Origin of the sequence: Streptomyces sp. SID12488, assembly GCF_010548275.1 — a bacterium.
In the GTDB taxonomy this organism is placed as follows: Bacteria; Actinomycetota; Actinomycetes; order Streptomycetales; family Streptomycetaceae; genus Streptomyces.
Window position 1 is genome coordinate 25,713 of the sequence record NZ_JAAGLT010000034.1, and the last position, 14,505, is coordinate 40,217.

The window sequence follows — 14,505 nt, forward strand, 5'->3', positions numbered from 1 at the left end:
CCTTGCCGGGTCATGACGTCAGCCAGGCCCGCAGCCGTTCCTCACCCGCGAGAATCTTCCCGATTTCGACCCGTTCATCCCGCTTGTGCGCCAAGTGCGGGTTCCCGGGGCCGTAGTTGACCGCCGGGATACCGAGCGCACTGAAGCGCGACACGTCCGTCCAGCCGTACTTGGGCTGCGGGGTGCCGCCCACCGCCTCGATGAAGGCCGCCGCCGCCGGGTGGGAGAGACCGGGGAGGGCGGCGCCGCTGTGGTCGTCGACGACCAACTCCGTCACTCCACAGTCCGCGAAGACCTCCCGTACGTGCGCGAGGGCCTCGGCCTCCGAACGGTCGGGCGCGTAGCGGAAGTTGACCGTCACCACACACTCGTCGGGGATGACGTTGCCCGCCACTCCGCCCCCGATACGGACCGCGTTGAGGCCCTCCCGGTACTCCAGGCCGTCGATCACCGGGTAACGCGGCTCGTACGAGGCCAACTTGGCCAGGATCGGGGCCGCCGCGTGGATCGCGTTGGAGCCCATCCAGCTGCGCGCCGAGTGGGCCCGCTCGCCCGCCGTCTTCAGCAACACCCTCAGCGTGCCCTGGCAGCCGCCCTCGACCTGCCCGTCGGACGGCTCCAGCAGGACCGCGAAGTCGCCCTCCAGCCACTCCGGGTGCGCCTCGGCCACATGCTTGAGGCCGTTCAGGTCGGCCGCGACCTCTTCCTGGTCGTAGAAGACGAACGTGAGGTCCCTGTTCGGTTCCGGCACCGTGGCCGCGATCCGCAGCTGCACCGCGACCCCCGACTTCATGTCGCAGGTGCCGCAGCCCCACAGGACCCCGTCGCCGTCCAGCCGCGACGGCACGTTGTCGGCGATCGGGACCGTGTCGATGTGGCCCGCCAGGATCACGCGCTGCGCTCGGCCCAGGTTCGTCCGGGCGACGACGTTGTTGCCGTACCGCTCGACCGTGAGGTGCGGCAGTCCACGCAGAGCCGTCTCGATCGCGTCCGCGAGCGGTTTCTCGCTGCCGCTCTCCGAGGGGAAGTCGACGAGCCACGCGGTCAGGCGAGCGGCGTCCAACGTGAGGTCAAGCGGGGTATCGGCCATGGCGACGACCCTAACGCGCCGCCTCACCGGGCCACCGCACACCGTCCCCTCACCCTCTTCCGACCCCTCTCCTCACCCGACACGCGGGCCGCACTCCCTACTCTCCAGTACCTTGTACGGATGCCGGAGTCGTCCCCCACCCAGACGCGTCGTGGCCGCCTCCTCCGTCGTGGGGCGTCCTTCCTGGTCCTGCTCGCCGTCGCGGGTTATCTCGCGGTGCAGTACGTCACTGGCGGCACCGGGGATCCGGCCTGCGAGGTCGTCTCGGCGGGCGGCGACGGAGCCTCGTACGAGTTCACCCCCGAGCAGGCGGTCAACGCGGCGACGATCACCGCGGTCGGTACCGCGCGCGGCCTGCCCGAACGGGCCGTGGCCATCGCGCTGGCGACCGCCCTCCAGGAGTCAGGGCTGCGCAACATCACCCATGGCGACCGGGATTCACTGGGCCTGTTCCAGCAGCGGCCCTCGCAGGGCTGGGGCACGGCCAAGGAGATCCAGGACCCGGCCTACGCGGCGGGCGAGTTCTACGACCATCTCGTCAAGGTCTCCGGCTATTCGCGCCTCCCCCTCACCGTGGCCGCGCAGCGCGTCCAGCGCAGCGGCTACCCGGAGGCGTACGCCAAGCACGAGCAGGACGCCACGCTGCTGGCCGCGGCCCTGACCGGGCACGCGGCGGCCACCCTGACCTGCGAGGGCCGCCAGGACGCCACCCCGACCGGCGGCCCGGACGCCGTACGGGCAGCGCTCGTACGGGACTTCGGCCGCGAGGTGCTCACCGCGGCCGGCGCCACAGTGACCCTCAAGGCCCCCGCCACCCCCGCCCCCTCGCCCACGGCTACGTCCGTCGCCCGCCGGACCGTGACGCTTCCCGTGCCTGCGGACACCGACACGGCCGCCGGGACGACGGCTCGGCAGCGCGGCTGGCAGCTGGCGCACTGGGCGGTGGCCAACGCCTCCGCGCTGCACATCGAGAACGTCTCGTATGCGGGGCTCCGCTGGACGGCCGGCAACACCGACAGCGAGTGGCGCCCGATCGCGACGGCCAAGGGCACGGCGAAGGGCACGGACGCGGTCCGGATCGTCACCGCCCAGTAGTACGGACAGGAGTACGGGACGTCACCCGGGAGGGTTACTCCTGACGGGTCCCGACCGAAGTCCGGGCGGGTTTTCGCCGAGTCACTCCGCCATCCGCGCACTGTCCGTCAAAACCCTTGCGAACAAAGGGCTGCAACCCGTCACAAGGATTCACCCGACTTTCGGACCGGGTGGCTTTTGCCCGTTTTTATCCGCAGCCGATAATGCGACGCATTGCCAACTCTTTACATTGGGGCGCCGCAACTTCAGGGCCCTTCGAGCGGTAGTCACTGCGTCCGAGTCCGGACGATCACAGTCAACCGACACTCAGGAGCATCATGTCCCTCCCCCTGACCCGCCGGATCGCCCGTGCAGCGCTGCTCGTCGCAGCGGGAGCGGCAGCCGGGGTCGGTGCGGCCGGCGCCGCCAGCGCGGCGCCCGCCGGGCTGCCCGCCACCCCGAACCTGGGCGGTCTGACCGCCCTGGACGGGGCGAACGTCGGCAACACCGTCGACGGCGCGGCTCAGAACGTCTCCGGGCTGGCGGGCCAGACCGGCGGCGAAGCGGTCAAGAAGTCCGTGCCGACGGCGGGCGCGACCGGCGGCCAGGTCGCCAAGAAGGCCACACCCGCCGCGCAGAAGGCGGCAGGCGGAGCGGCGGGCGACGCGGGTGCCCTCCTCGGCGACACCGCGGCGACGGCCACGAAGGGCGGCCTGCCGACGGACGCGCTCCCCACGAAGGGCCTGCCGGGCGCCGGTCAGCTGCCCCTGCAGGGCCTGCCGCTGGGCTGACCGAGCAGCGGTGACCAGGTGATGGCGGAGGGGCCCGGGGATCTTCCCCGGGCCCCTCCGTCGTACAGCTTGAGAAAAGAGGTGAAGCGGTGATCGCCTACAGGCGGGCGACCGCCGCCGCCACCCGCTCGTCCGTCGCCGTCAGGGCCACGCGCACGAACGTCTCGCCCGCCGTGCCGTAGAAGTCGCCCGGCGCCACCAGGATGCCCAGGTCGGCGAGGTGGGCGACGGTGTCCCAGCAGGACTCGTCCCGGGTGGCCCACAGGTAGAGGCTGGCCTCGCTGTGCTCGATGCGGAAGCCGTGCCGCACCAGGGCCTCGCGCAGGGCCGTACGCCGGGCCGCGTACCGTTCGCGCTGCTCGCTCACGTGTGTGTCGTCGCCGAGCGCGGCCACGGCCGCCGCCTGGGTGGGCGCCGAGGTCATCATGCCGCCGTGCTTGCGGATCTGCAGGAGCGGGCCGAGGACCTCAGGGTCACCGGCGAGGAAGGCGGCGCGGTAGCCGGCGAGGTTGGAGCGCTTGGAGAGGGAGTGGACGGACACGATCCCCTCGTACGAGCCACCGCACACGTCCGGGTGGAGCACGGAGACCGGGTCGGCCTCCCAGCCCAGCTCGATGTAGCACTCGTCGGAGAAGATCAGCACACCGTGCTCGCGGGCCCAGGCAACCGTCCGCCTGAGTTCCTCCTTGCTCAGCACCCGGCCCGTGGGGTTCGAGGGCGAGTTGAGCCAGAGCAGCTTCAGGTTCGTCGGGTCCAGCTCGGTGGGGTCGTCGTAGACCTCGTACTCCGCGCGGGCCAGGCGGGCGCCGACCTCGTACGTCGGGTAGGCGAGGCGGGGGTAGGCGACCTTGTCCCCCGGGCCGAGGCCCAGCTGCGTCGGGAGCCAGGCGACCAGTTCCTTGGAGCCGACGATCGGGAGAACGTGGCGGTGGGTGATGCCCCGGGCGCCTAGGCGCCGTTCGACCCAGGCGGTGAGCGCGTCGCGCAGTTCCGGTGTGCCCCAGACCGTCGGATACCCCGGCGAGTCGGCCGCGGCCACCAGCGCTTTCTGGATCAGCTCGGGGACCGGGTCGACCGGCGTGCCGACCGACAGGTCGACGATGCCGTCCGGGTGCGTGGCGGCCGTCTTCTTGTACGGCTCCAGCTTGTCCCAGGGGAAGGTGGGGAGGCGGTCGGAGACTGCGGAGGACACGGTTACTGGCTCACTTTCGTACGTGCGGCAAACGCCTCGGTCCCGTACGGCGACACGATCGAGGTGATCGGGCCGTACGGGACCGGGGCGGCACAGACTCTGCGGGCCGCTCTCAGCCGGTCTGGTTCTGCGGCGGCAGCGCGGCGATGAAGGGGTGATCGCGCTCGATCAGTCCCAGCTTGCTGGCGCCACCGGGCGAGCCGAGCTCGTCGAAGTACTCGACGTTCGCCTTGTAGTAGTCCTTCCACTCCTCCGGAGTGTCGTCCTCGTAGAAGATCGCTTCGACCGGGCAGACCGGCTCACAGGCTCCGCAGTCGACGCATTCGTCCGGGTGGATGTACAAGGACCGGGAGCCCTCGTAGATGCAGTCGACCGGGCACTCTTCGATGCACGCCTTGTCCTTGACGTCGACACAAGGCTGCGCGATGACGTAGGTCACGCTGTCGTTCCTCCTCGATAGGGCGCTGGCGAGCCGTTCAGGCTCCGCCACCTGGCGCGCGGGAGCGCGGCGTCGTCGATGCCCGCACCTAGTATCTCCGTTCCACGGCATGATCCATACAGGAGGGGTGAACTGACCTGTGGAAATCTCCGCGGCCGGCCGTCTCGAGGTCCGCATCACCGCTGCTGACGTGGGCAAACGTGTCTCTGTTCGACGGCTGAACGAAGAACCCCCAGGTGGTGAGCGGTTCACCGACACGGTCGGTGTTCTCACATCATGGGACGAAGACGCTGGTGTGCTTCTGATCACACGGCGGAACGGCGAGCGTGTCCGGGTCACGGAAGCGTCCCTGGTGGCGGGCAAGGTCGTCCCCGCGGCCCCCGCCCGGCGTCGCGGTCCCGCCGCCTCGTACGAGGAACTGGCGCGGGTCTCCGCGCGGTCCTGGCAGCCGGTGGAGAGCGAGCGGCTGGGCGACTGGGAGCTGCGGGCCGCCGCCGGGTTCACCCGGCGGGCCAACTCTGTGCTGCCGGTCGGCGACCCCGGCCTCCCGCTCGACGAGGCGCTGACCGTCGTACGGCGCTGGTACGGCGAGCGCGGCCTGCCCGCCTACGTCCAGACGGCCACCGGCGCCGAGGGCACGCAGGAGTTGCTGTGCGCGCAGTTGGAGGCGCGCGGCTGGACGCGTGAGGTGACGGCCGAGCTGTGGGTCGGGGGGCTGGCGCCCGTCGCCGACCAGGAGGACACGGCTGGTGTGGTGCTGTCGCGGGAGGCCGATGAGGCGTGGCTCGCGCGGTATCAGCGCAAGGGTGTGAGTGAGGTGGCCCTGGCGGTGCTGGGGAGCGGCCCGTCGGTGTGGTTCGCGACCGTGCCGGGCGGTGAGGGCGAACCGCCGGCCGCCATCGGACGGTGTGTCGTGGACGGGCGGTGGGCCGGGTTCGGCGCCGTCGAGGTGGATCCCGCCCAGCGGCGGCGGGGGCTGGCGACGGCTGTCATGGCCGCATTGGCCGGGCAGGCGCTGGAGGAGGGGGCGTCGGCCGCCTGGCTCCAGGTGGAGGCCGACAACTCGGGTGCAAGGGCTTTGTACGCCAGGATGGGGTTCGCAGCGCATCACTCCTACCACCACTATCGATCGGTGTGAGAGGGCACGGGCCTGTTATGCGTTTCCCGCATCCCCCGCCTTATCCCCCGGAGCCCGGCCGGTCCGCCGAGTTGCGGCGGCTGTTCGCCGACGAGGCCCGGTCCGAGCGGCCCGATCTGACGACGCTGTGCCTGCTGATGGGCGCGGTCGCGGACCGGGCGCTCGACGAGGCCGGCATCGACGCCGTACAGATGGAACTCGACCGACTGGCAGGGCAGTTGCCGTTCCGGCCGGGCGGGCCGCGCGCCTGGGCGACGGCCATGCGCGAACTCCTGGGCGAGCGCCACGGGTTCGGTGGCAGCCCCGCCGACTATCAGCGGCTGGAGTCCTCGCTGCTGCACGAAGTGCTGGTGCGGCGGCGGGGGTTGCCGATTCTGCTGTCCGTGGTGTGGATGGAGGTCGCACGGCGGGCGGGGGCGCCGGTGTACGGGGTCGCACTGCCCGGGCACTTCGTCGTCGGGTTCGGCCCGGTCGACGAGCAGGTGCTTGCCGATCCCTTCGACGGGGGGCGGGTGTTGAGCGGGGACGACGCGGAGTTGCTGGTGGCCGGGGCCACGGGGGAGGCGCTGGATCCGTCGATGCTGGCGCCCGCGGATCCGCTGGATGTGGTGTTGCGGGTGCTGAACAACGTCCGGGCGTGGGGGGCGGCGCGGCCGGAGCGGTCGGAAGTGTCCTTGTGGGCGGTGGAGTTGGCGCTGCTGCTGCCCTCGCATCCGGCTCGGTTGCGTTACGAGCGGGCTCAGTTGCTGGTGCGGAGGGGGGAGTTCCTGGCGGGGGCGGCTGAGCTTGAGGGGTATGCGGAGGTTGTTTCGGCGTTTGACCTGGCGTCGGCCGAGAGGATGCGGGGGCAGGCCCGAGCGGCTCGGGCGCGGCTGAACTGAGCAGATCGCCCAGGCGCCGTAGGGGTTCATGTTCGTGGGCGAGTGCGGGTGCGTTGTGGCTTGTCGCGCCCACGCGGCGGAGCCGCAAATGGATACAGCCCCGCGCCCCTAGGTCGGTCGCCGCAGCCCTTGTTGGTAAGTGACCGTGCCACCAGCCCGACGAAAGACCTCTACAGCCAGCCCTTCTCCCTCGCTATCCGCACTGCCTCCGTCCGGTTCCGTGCCGTCAGTTTCTGGATCGCTGTGGAGAGGTAGTTGCGGACCGTGCCCTGGGAGAGGTGGAGGGTGGTCGCCAGTTCCGCGTTCGTCGCGCCGTCCGCTGCCGCGCGCAGGACCTCGCGTTCGCGGTCCGTCAGAGGGTTGGCGCCGTCCGCCAGGGCTGCTGCCGCCAGGGTGGGGTCGATGACCCGCTCCCCGGCCAGTACCTTGCGTACCGCTTCGGCGAGTTGGGCGGCCGGGGCGTCCTTGACGAGGAAGGCGTCCGCGCCGGCCTCCATGGCGGTGCGGAGGTAGCCGGGGCGGCCGAAGGTCGTGAGGACGACCAGCTTCAGGGACGGGAACTCCCGGTGGAGCTGGCCCGCCGCCTCGATGCCCGTGGCGCCCGGCATCTCGATGTCCAGGAGGGCCACGTCCAGGTCGGCGTGGGCCCGGGCGGCCGGCAACACCTCGTCGCCGCGCGCCACTTGGACCACGACCTCGATGTCGGGCTCCAGGCCGAGCAGCGCGGCCAGCGCCTCGCGGACCATCGACTGGTCCTCCGCCAACAGGACCTTGATCATGCGGCTCATGAACCGGATCCTACGTCCGCCGGGGCTGACGCTGTGCCCTGCGGCACCCTCGCCACCAGGCGGAAGCCGTGTTTCGTACGGGACGTCTCCAGGGAGCCGCCCGCCTTCTCCAGGCGTTCCGCGAGGCCGGTGAGACCGTTGCCCGGGGTACCGGCCGAGCCGTCGCCCGAGCCGTCGTCCTCGACCGAGAGTTCCAGGACCGGGCCGCCCAGGGTCTGGCGGCTCAGCACCTCCACCGTGCAGCGCCGGGCCCCGCTGTGCCGTACGACGTTCGTCACCGCCTCGCGCAGCGCCCAGGCGAGGGCGGACTCCGCCTCCTCGTCGGCGTCGGCCGGGACCGGGTCAAGGTCCGGGGGCAGGGCGGCCGTGATGCCCGCCGCCGTCAACGCGACCTGCGCGCCCGCCAGTTCACCGGCGAGCCGGGGGCGCCGGTAGCCGCTCACCGCCTCGCGTACGTCCACCAGGGCCTGGCGGCTCACCTGCTCGATGTCCGCCACCTGCTGGGCAGCCTTCTCGGGGTGGTCGGGAAGCATCCGGCCGGCCAGCTCGCTCTTCAGGGTGATCAGGGAGAGGGAGTGGCCCAGCAGGTCGTGCAGGTCCCTCGCCAGCCGCAGACGTTCCTCGTTCGCCGCCAGTTGGGCGACCGTGGCCCGGGCCTCGCGCAACTCGATGGTCGTGCGCACGAGTTGTCGTACGCCCGCCATGGCCGCGCCGCCGAGCAGGGCCGGGACGAGGAGCGAGGCCAGGTAGGAGTGGCCGCCGGGGAGGGTCAGCGCGACGGCCGTCATCAGGGCCGACGTGGCGGCGATCGCCCAGCGGGACATGCGCAGCGGCAGGGCGGCGCCGGACGAGGTGGAGACGTACACGAACAGGACGAGCCACTCGCGGCCCAGGCTGAGAGCCAGGAGGGTCGCCTGGGCGGCGAGGAGCGCCAGGGAGGCCACCACCAGCCGGGTGGTCTCGCCGCGGCCCGTACGGAAGACCAGGGCCGCGTACCAGGCGACGAAGACCGCAAGGCCCAGCCAGCCGAGGACCCGTACGCCCGTGCTGTGGCCGCCGTGGAGGAGGTCGCTGACGGGGGCGCCCAGGTAGACCAGCCAGACGCCGATCCACAGGGACTTCATGACCCGCCGTTTGGGGGTCGTCGGGCGCTGCCCGATGCCGACGCTGCTCACGCCTTCAGCGTGTCCTTCCGGTACAGCCAGGCCGCGCCGCCCGCGAAGAGCACGAACGAGACGGCCAGGATCGCCACGTCCTTCGCCTGCGGGGCGTCGCCGAGCTCGATGGACCGCCCCAGGGCAGCGTACGCGTGCGTGGGCAGCCACTTCGCGATGTCCTGGAGCCAGTCGGGGAAGGTCGTCGTCGGCATCCACAGACCGCCGAGCATGGACAGGCCGAAGTACACGATCATCGTGATCGGGCGGACCGCGTCCCCGCTCGCCAGATAGCCGATGGCGACACCCAGGGCCGCGAAGACCAGGCTGCCCACCCAGATCGCGCCGGTGAGCGCCAGCCACTTCCAGGCGTCCAGGCGTACGTCCTTCACCGCCGCCGCGACGACGAAGACGATCACGATCGACGGGAGGCTGATCACGGCCGCGCTCGCGGTCTTCGCCAGCACATAGCCCCGGCCCGGCAGCGGGGTCAGCCGCAACTGCCGTACCCAGCCGCTCTCGCGCTCCTTGGCGATGCGCTCGCTGTTGCCCATCAGGACGGCGGTGAGGGCGCCGAAGGAGGCCATGGAGACCATGAAGAAGGTCGGGAGGCTGAGATCGGATCCCGGCACCTTCGTGGTGCTGTCGGCGCTGCCCGCGATCAGCAGGAACAGCGCGGAGGGGTAGATCACCGAGAAGAACAGGAACTTGCGGTTGCGCAGGGCCCGGGTGATCTCGAGCCGGATGAGGTCGTTCATGAGGTGCGTGCCTCCTCGGCTGCGGCGGTGAGCGTGACGAACGCCTGTTCAAGGCCCAGTCCGGCCACTTCGAGGTTGCGCGGGTAGAGGCCGAGCCCGTACAGGGCGTGGACGGTCGCGTCGGCGTCGGAGGACTGGATACGGACCGTATGACCGGATATGTCGAGGGAGGTGAGGAAGGGAAGGGTCCGCAGGACCGCCTCCCCCGCCGGGGCCTCCCCGTTCTCCCCGGTCTCCAGGTCGAAGGAGATGCGGCGCGCGCCCGCCTTCGCCTTGATCTCGGCGGCCGTGCCGTCGGCCAGCAGGCGGCCCCGGTGCAGGACGAGGACGCGGTCAGCTATCGCGTCCGCCTCCTCCAGGTAGTGGGTGGCGAACAGGACCGTCCGGCCCTGGTCCGCCTGCTCGCGCATGGTCGCCCAGAAGGCCTGGCGGGCGGTGACGTCCATGCCGGTCGTGGGTTCGTCCAGGACGATCAGGGCGCTGTCCCCGGCCGTGGCGAGCGCGAACCGGACGCGCTGCTCCTGGCCGCCGGACAGCTTGTTGACCTTGCGGTCGGCGAGCTGGGTGATCCCGGCCCGGGAGAGGACCTCGCCGACCGGGAAGGGGCGCGGGTGCAGGGCGCAGACCAGCGACACGAGCTCGCGGACGGTGACCTCGTCCATCAGGCCGCCGCTCTGGAGCATGGCGCCGACGTGCCCGCCGACGATGGCGTCCCGGGGACTGCGGCCGAGGACGCGGACCGTGCCGCTGTCGGGCTGCTTCAGACCGAGGAGCAGGTCCAGGGCGGTCGACTTGCCGGCGCCGTTGGGGCCCAGCAGGGCCACGGTCTCGCCGGGCCGGAGGGTGAGCGAGAGCCCGTCGACGGCCCGGACCTCGCCGTAGCTCTTCGTGACCTGGTCGAACTCGACCACGGAGGTGGTTTCCATGGGGTCCATCGTGGCCGCGGGCCCGGCCCGCCCGGCAGTGCCGGTGATCCTGACTCGCGGATGACAGATGTCATGGACGGCATCGAGCGGGACGGGCGAGATCGGGCGGGAGCAGCGTACGAGGGTGACCTGCCCATACGTCAGGAGGGGCGCCCGGTGTTCCCGGGCGCCCCTCCTGACCTGCGTTGCCGTGCTGCCGAGCGCTTACGACGGGTTGGTGTCGATGACGCCGACCCGGTCGGTCGTGCTGATCAGGGCCGGGCGCAGGGCGCCGATGACGTCCTCGACGGTGACGGGAGTCTTGTTGCCGTTACCGCGCGGGATCAGGACCTGGCTGAAGAGGCCGCCGTACAGCTCCTTGAGCGCTTCCTTGTCGTACGCCTCGACGAGGGTGCCGTTGACCGGCTTCACCTGGAGGAACTTCCACAGGGAGTTCTTCGGGCTGAGTTCCAGCGTCGGCGCACCGGTGTCCACTCGGACGGTGACGTTGGCGGACATCGCCGGGGTGGCGAACTTCTTCATCATCCGGTCGACCTCGGCGTTGGTGATCGTCGGCTCCTGCGCCTTGGTGGGCACCTGGACCGGCGTACTCGTGCCGCTCTCCACCTGGCTGCGGTAGGCGTTCTCGACGGACTCGGCCGCCGCGGCGGCGTTGATGCCCTTGCCCGCCTTGCCGTAGACGGCGACCGCCTTGCCGGACACGAACTTGATCGTGCCGTCGCTCGCCGAACTGGCCCCGCCTGCCACCCGCTGGAGTGCGGCGGCGAGCTTCTCCTCGTCGACCGGCATGTCGGGTTCGACGACCCGCTGCTGTCCGAAGAGCGAGCCGATCACCGACACCGGGTTGTAGTCGCTGCCGGCCGCCGCCCGGACCGTGGCCTGGGTGTCGAACTGGAGCCCCGCCTGGTCCGGCTTGAGCTCGACCGTCTTTCCGTCGACCGACAGCTTCAGCGACTGCGTCATCCGGTCGTCGAAGGCCTCGTCGAGCTTCTTGACCGCGTCGTCCCGGGTACCGCCGCCGATGTCGACACCGAACACGGTGGTGCCCTTGGGCACGTCGGAGTGGTTCATCAGCAGCCCGGCGCCGTACGCGCCACCGCCGATGAGGAAGACGGCCACGACCAGCAACGTCAGCTTGCTGCGGCCCTTCTTCTTCGCCTTCTTGCCCTTGGGCGCGGCAGCGGCGGCGGGCGTGCTCGGCGACACCGGCTCGGGCAGCTTGGGCGGGGTGTGCGGAAGCGGTCCGTCGGAGTGCGTGCCCGGCGCGAACGGGGAGTTCCGGTCGGTCGGGACGACGGGCATGCCGCTGGTGAGGGTGGAGCTGGAGACGTTGTCCACGGAGCCGCCGTAGCCGCCGTAGCCGTCGGCGCCCGGGGCGGGGACGTGGACCTGCGGGGTCAGGATCGCGGTGTCGTCGCTGAGCCCGGCGGCGAACCCGCCCGTGCCGGAGCCACCGGGGGCCATGGTGCCGTCACCGACGAAGGGCGGGACGACCGGGCCGTCTCCGGTGACGGGACCGCCGGTCGGGCCTGCGGGGCCGCGTCCGCCCGGGCCGCCGGGCCCACCGAAGCCGTTCTGGCCGTTCGGACCGCCGCCGAAGTCACCGAAGTCGTTGGGCGCCGTGAAGTCGTTGGGCGCCGTGAAGTCGTTCTGCGGGCCGAACCCGTTGTTCTGGCCGCCGAAGCCGTTCGGGCCGCCTTGGCTGCCATGGCTGCCTTGGCCGTTCGGACCACCCTGGCCGATTTGACCATTCTGGCCGTTCTGGCCGGACTGCCCGTTGTCCGAGAAGTACGGCAGGTCGTCGCGGCGCGGCTCGCCACGGCCGTCGGGGGCTCCGGCCGCAGCGCCAGGACCACCCTGGTTACGGGAGTTGCCGCCTGGCGGGTAGGCAGTTGCGCCCGGCGACGACGGGGCCGCCCCGGCCGCCAGCGCGGACACGTCGAAGGAACCGGTGCCGCCGCCGTGCCCCGGCGCCACGGGACCGGCGCCTGTGGCACCGCCGAGCCCGGCACCCTTCGTACCGCCGCCGCTGCCGCCACCGGCGGCGCGTGGGCCGCCCGCGTTGCCCGCGGCGCCCATGACGCCCAGACCGGGGCGCGAGCCCGAGGAACCCACACCGTTGGGAAGACCGGGGCGCGAGCCCGAGGAACCCACACCGTTGGGAACGCGGGGGGATGAAGCACCCGCCGGTCCGGTGCCGTTGGGAACGCCGGGGCGTGAACCGCCCGCAGGTCCCGTGCCGTTGGAGCCGCCCGGAGGGGCGCCCGTGGGCGCGGAGCCCGAAACACCGGGCAGACCCGCACCGTTGCTCGCGCCGCCGCCCGGACCGCCATTGGGCGCACCGGACTTGCGCGGCGCGAACCAGTCGCTGGTCTTCTCCCCGGGCTGGCCCGGGGATTCGGCGGACGGCTCGGCAGCGCCGTTGGACATGGGCGCGCCCGGCGTTCTGCCGTCGCCTCCCGTCCCGGGCCGCGCATGCGTCCCGGTGGTCTCGGCGGACTCGGTGTCCGCGACGGGCGTCCGGAGGACGACCGGCGGAATCGGCCGGGATCCGGGGATGTTGATCCGGATCCGGGTCGTCAGCGTGGTCTCGGTCTTGGGCCCGTCCGGCTCCGCGGCCGAACGGCCCGCGTCCGGACCGCCGTCGGACGCCATGGGCGTGCCGTACGGCGGTGTCCCCGAGGGGTAGGCGGCACCTCCGCGCCCGTTGGGCCCGGAGGACGGACTGTCAGTTTCACGACTCAAGGCAGGTTCTCCCGGTTGGCTCCGCCGCCCGACGCGACCTCACGCGGGCAGCTCGGCGGCGCGCACCACCATACTGGCCACGTCTGGCGCGTATCCCACGACCGCCGGAGAAACCGTCACCGGACCCCCACGCGGTTGCGGCGGCGAAGTAGTACGTCACTTGCCAAGTCGGACAGCGGGGCTGTCCGGTTGCCGCGTCAGGGCGAGCGTGGCGGACATCACAGCGACCGCCATCCCACCGAGGAGGAAGAGGTACGAGCCGACTCCTGCGGCGAACAGGAAGTCCCCCTCCGGGCGGCTTGCGGTGAGCAGGATGACGGCGACCATCCAGCCGGCCGCGGGCGCGACCGCCCCGGCGCGCGTGCCGACAACACGCGCCCCGCCGAGGAACAACCCGGCAGCCCCGCCCAGCGCGAGCAGCAGCCCGCCCGGGAACCACGCACCCTGGAGGAGCGCACCCGCGGCCCCCACGACGGCCCCGAGGACGAAGAGCCCCAAGTAGCCCGCCGCCCGCCCCGGAGAGGGCCCGACGAGCGGCTGCGCCAGCAGACCGCCCCCGGCCACGGCCTTCCCACGGGCTTCGCCCGCAGGGGCCTTCCCGTTCGCACTCATCCCGCACCACCCTCCGCAGTGACTGCAGTGACTGCAGTCACTGCGATCCCGTCGAACAGATCGGTCTCACGCACAGAAATACGCTCAACACCCTCGCCACGCTCAATACGCTCACCACGCACCAACTCGTAGTACTCGTCGGTGAAGAGCGGCTGGGCCTGCTGGTTGGAGAGGGCGAACCAGGGCTCGGCCACCTCGACCTGCGTGGCGTGGGCGCGCATCGCGGCGGCCTTGGCGGCGGCGTACGCGGTCCCGTCGACGACCGTGGTGATGCGCTCCTCGTCCACGACACCCGGTACGTCGTCGATGACACCGGCCTTGGCGAAGGGCAGCCCGGGCAGCGCCTCCCGCAGACGCGCGAAGCCCTCCTCGGCGACAGGACGCGGCACCCGGTTCCAGTACACCTTGGGGACGCTCCAACCGGCATCGGCGGCCAGCTCGACGGCGCGCATGGCGACACGGTGGGCCTGGATGTGGTCGGGGTGGCCGTAGCCGCCGTCCGGGTCGTAGGTCACCACGACCTGCGGGCGGACCTCGAGAATCACCTCGACGAGGTACCCGGCCGCCTCGTCGACGTCCGCCTGCCAGAAGCAGCCGGGGTCGTCGTTGTCGGCGAGCCCCATCATCCCGGAGTCCCCGTACCTGCCGGCTCCGCCGAGCAGCCGGTGGTCGGCGACGCCGAGGGCACGCATGGCCGCGTCCAGCTCACCCTGCCGGTACGCGCCGAGGGCGGCCCCGCCGAGATGCGCGAGCTCGGGCGGAATGACCTCACCGCGCTCACCGAGGGTGCAGGTGACAAGAGTCACCCGGGCCCCCTCGGCCGCGTACCTGGCCATGGTCGCGCCGTTGTTGATCGACTCGTCGTCCGGGTGCGCGTGCACCAGAAGAAGACGCCGGGCGGGTGGTTCCGTCATGGG

At 71.8% G+C, this 14,505-nt stretch carries 14 protein-coding genes; 4 read left to right on the plus strand and 10 right to left on the minus strand.

Annotated features, from left to right (window positions below; genetic code table 11):
- Positions 1–10: 10 nt before the first annotated feature.
- Complete coding sequence (gene dapE, locus G3I56_RS35775) at positions 11–1,090, minus strand: succinyl-diaminopimelate desuccinylase (protein WP_164416478.1); 1,080 nt, start codon at positions 1,088–1,090, stop codon at positions 11–13.
- 120 nt (positions 1,091–1,210) lie between these two features.
- Between dapE and G3I56_RS35780 the strand changes: the two genes are divergently transcribed.
- Complete coding sequence (locus G3I56_RS35780) at positions 1,211–2,185, plus strand: heavy metal transporter (protein WP_164416480.1); 975 nt, start codon at positions 1,211–1,213, stop codon at positions 2,183–2,185.
- A gap of 317 nt (positions 2,186–2,502) precedes the next feature.
- A complete protein-coding gene (locus G3I56_RS35785) occupies positions 2,503–2,955 on the plus strand; it encodes an ATP-binding protein (RefSeq protein WP_164416482.1) in 453 nt (150 codons plus the stop codon).
- 97 nt (positions 2,956–3,052) lie between these two features.
- On the opposite strand, the gene G3I56_RS35790 is transcribed toward G3I56_RS35785, so the two are convergent.
- Complete coding sequence (locus tag G3I56_RS35790; RefSeq protein ID WP_164416484.1) at positions 3,053–4,147, minus strand: bifunctional succinyldiaminopimelate transaminase/glutamate-prephenate aminotransferase; 1,095 nt, start codon at positions 4,145–4,147, stop codon at positions 3,053–3,055.
- Positions 4,148–4,259: 112 nt separating this feature from the next.
- Positions 4,260–4,586, minus strand: a complete 327-nt coding sequence (fdxA, locus tag G3I56_RS35795) for a ferredoxin (RefSeq protein ID WP_006375731.1) — start codon at positions 4,584–4,586, stop codon at positions 4,260–4,262.
- 139 nt (positions 4,587–4,725) lie between these two features.
- Between fdxA and G3I56_RS35800 the strand changes: the two genes are divergently transcribed.
- Both G3I56_RS35800 and G3I56_RS35805 read left to right on the plus strand, forming a co-directional pair.
- Positions 4,726–5,724, plus strand: a complete 999-nt coding sequence (locus G3I56_RS35800; protein WP_164416486.1) for a GNAT family N-acetyltransferase — start codon at positions 4,726–4,728, stop codon at positions 5,722–5,724.
- A 17-nt stretch (positions 5,725–5,741) separates the two neighbouring features.
- Positions 5,742–6,605 carry a transglutaminase-like domain-containing protein gene (locus G3I56_RS35805; protein WP_164416488.1) on the plus strand — a complete coding sequence of 288 codons (864 nt, stop codon included), beginning with the start codon at positions 5,742–5,744 and terminating at the stop codon, positions 6,603–6,605.
- A 170-nt stretch (positions 6,606–6,775) separates the two neighbouring features.
- Here G3I56_RS35805 and G3I56_RS35810 read toward each other — a convergent pair whose 3' ends face one another.
- The 7 genes from G3I56_RS35810 to mshB all read right to left on the minus strand — a co-directional run bounded on the left by G3I56_RS35810 (position 6,776) and on the right by mshB (position 14,502).
- On the minus strand, positions 6,776–7,393 hold the full coding sequence (locus G3I56_RS35810) for a response regulator transcription factor (protein WP_164416490.1): 618 nt from the start codon (positions 7,391–7,393) through the stop codon (positions 6,776–6,778).
- On the minus strand, positions 7,390–8,568 hold the full coding sequence (locus G3I56_RS35815) for a sensor histidine kinase (protein WP_343240151.1): 1,179 nt from the start codon (positions 8,566–8,568) through the stop codon (positions 7,390–7,392). The genes G3I56_RS35810 and G3I56_RS35815 overlap by 4 nt, the downstream gene beginning before the upstream one ends.
- Positions 8,565–9,305, minus strand: a complete 741-nt coding sequence (locus G3I56_RS35820) for an ABC transporter permease (RefSeq protein WP_164416492.1) — start codon at positions 9,303–9,305, stop codon at positions 8,565–8,567. Before G3I56_RS35820 ends, G3I56_RS35815 begins: the two co-directional genes overlap by 4 nt.
- On the minus strand, positions 9,302–10,240 hold the full coding sequence (locus G3I56_RS35825; protein ID WP_164416493.1) for an ABC transporter ATP-binding protein: 939 nt from the start codon (positions 10,238–10,240) through the stop codon (positions 9,302–9,304). The genes G3I56_RS35820 and G3I56_RS35825 overlap by 4 nt, the downstream gene beginning before the upstream one ends.
- A gap of 195 nt (positions 10,241–10,435) precedes the next feature.
- Positions 10,436–12,976, minus strand: coding sequence for a hypothetical protein (locus G3I56_RS35830; RefSeq protein ID WP_164416495.1), 2,541 nt, complete (start codon positions 12,974–12,976; stop codon positions 10,436–10,438).
- Positions 12,977–13,132: 156 nt separating this feature from the next.
- Positions 13,133–13,588, minus strand: coding sequence for a DUF6113 family protein (locus G3I56_RS35835; protein WP_164416497.1), 456 nt, complete (start codon positions 13,586–13,588; stop codon positions 13,133–13,135).
- Positions 13,585–14,502, minus strand: a complete 918-nt coding sequence (mshB, locus tag G3I56_RS35840) for an N-acetyl-1-D-myo-inositol-2-amino-2-deoxy-alpha-D-glucopyranoside deacetylase (protein ID WP_164416499.1) — start codon at positions 14,500–14,502, stop codon at positions 13,585–13,587. The genes G3I56_RS35835 and mshB overlap by 4 nt, the downstream gene beginning before the upstream one ends.
- Positions 14,503–14,505: the final 3 nt, after the last annotated feature.